The 2,013-nt window shown below is 40.6% G+C and carries 1 protein-coding gene; it reads left to right on the top strand.

All coding sequences use genetic code 11. The annotated features are described in order from the left end of the window. Positions 1 to 2,013, top strand: a 2,013-nt coding sequence (locus tag U0839_RS08705) for a glycosyltransferase (RefSeq protein ID WP_413550501.1), incomplete at both ends; no start/stop codon positions are given.

The raw sequence follows: 2,013 nt of genomic DNA, 5'->3' as shown, positions 1-2,013 counted from the left end.
ATTCCCTTCCAAATTCTAACTCTTTACATTCAATGGATAGCCTGAATTACTTTGCCAGGCCTGATTACAATTCCTATAATCCCATAAGAAAAATTCTTTTTGTTGCTGGAGAACCCGATACACCGGGTGTAATTTATCGTTGTTATCGTAATGCCAAAGCTTGCATTATGGCCGGCCATGAAGCTAAGGTTTCAAACGCGGCTGATGTTAGCGTTAACGATATACAATGGGCTGATATCATCATTTTATGGCGTGTTGAGTTTAGCGGTCACATTGATGGAATTCTGAAACTAAGCAAGGAATATAATAAATTAACCGCCTTTGATGTCGACGATATTGTCTTTAAACCCCATTTTGCCCATATTGAGATCATAGATGGTATACGTACCATTGGTACAACCGAGGCAAAAACGGCCCATACATTTCACAACATGCGTCAGACCCTCATGCGTTCAGACTTTGCGATTGCAACTACAAAAGAAATGCGTGAACATATGGCGCAGGAACTTATTCCTAGACATGCCGGCCCATTAATATATACCCTACCCAATATTTTTGATGATGAATGCGTAAAATTATCACGATTTGCCGCCCGTATTGTTCAAGCAACAAAAAATGATGATTACATCCGGATTGGCTATGCAAGCGGCACCCGAACACATCAGCGTGATTTTGCCCTTGTCATACCTGCACTCATTTCAATTTTTCAACAACGTTCCAATGTACGCCTTGTTTTATTCAGGGAACCCGTAAACCACCGTCCCATTTTGCATATGAATGAATTTCCGGAACTGAAAAATTATGAAAATTTCATCGAGTGGCGCGATACCGTACCTTTAGAAAAACTTCCCCAAGAATTGGCAAGATTTGATATTTCAATTGCCCCATTGGAAATTGACAATGTTTTCTGCAATGCAAAAAGTGAGCTTAAATATTTTGAAGCTGCATTGGCAAATGTCTGTTCAATCGTTTCACCAACCCAACCCTTGAAACGATGCATTCAACACGGCGTCACTGGATATCTGGCATCTACCGCGAAAGAATGGGAAGAATATTTACTATCGCTTATTGACAATAAAACACTTAGAAAAGAAATGGCGCAAAATGCATATCATGCCGTTTTATGGAATTTCAGTTTGCAACGTCAATCCAAACTTTGCGATACAATGCTTTTAAGTTTGGTTAATGAAAAAGGCGCAGCACAGGCAGCGGAAACTATTATTTCACGCAAAAACTATAACCCTCGCAATTTGCCCGTCATTCCACACAGCAACATTCTTTTTGAACATGATAACTTGCGGGAATCTGAGGTAACGGTTGTCATTACTTCCTATAACTATCAGCAATATATACTGGAGGCACTGGAGTCCGTTTTTATTCAGACATTAAAGGATATTGATTTGATTATTGTTGATGATGGTTCGTCTGACGAATCAATCACCCTAATTCTTGAATGGTCAATAAATCACAAGCATCGATTCAATCGATTGCAAATCCATCAATCAGTAAATAATGTCGGTTTGGGAGGCGCACGAAATATTGGTATTGCAGCCAGTGAAACACTGTATTCCATGCAATTGGATGCGGATAACCGTTTAATGCCTGACACATGTGAAAAATTATTGCAGGCCATACAGAATACGAATATTGGTTATGCCTATCCAGAAATACAGCATTTTGGCGCAGGAGAGGCCATTGGAGGGCACGTTCCCTTTAATCCCCTACGCCTCACCGTCGGAAACTATATTGACGCAATGGTTCTTATTGCCAAATGGGCCTGGGCTGCAGCTGGTGGATTTTATGTAAAACGGGATGCAATGGGGTGGGAGGATTTTGATATGTGGTGCTCCCTTGCTGAAATGGGTATCAGCGGAAAACAGGTAACCAATACTATTGCTGAATATAGGGCACATTTTGCATCAATGACCAATGTACTCACTGAACAAAATACCCACAAACCCAAGGTTGTTTCTCATCTTGAAAATAGACATCCTTGGCTTGACCTGGTTTATC

It is taken from the genome of Commensalibacter sp. A3DC, from assembly GCF_047307945.1.
GTDB classification, from domain to species: Bacteria; Pseudomonadota; Alphaproteobacteria; order Acetobacterales; family Acetobacteraceae; genus Commensalibacter; species Commensalibacter melissae.
Note: the sequence above shows the minus strand (reverse complement) of the source record. Positions and strands in the feature narration are given on the sequence as shown.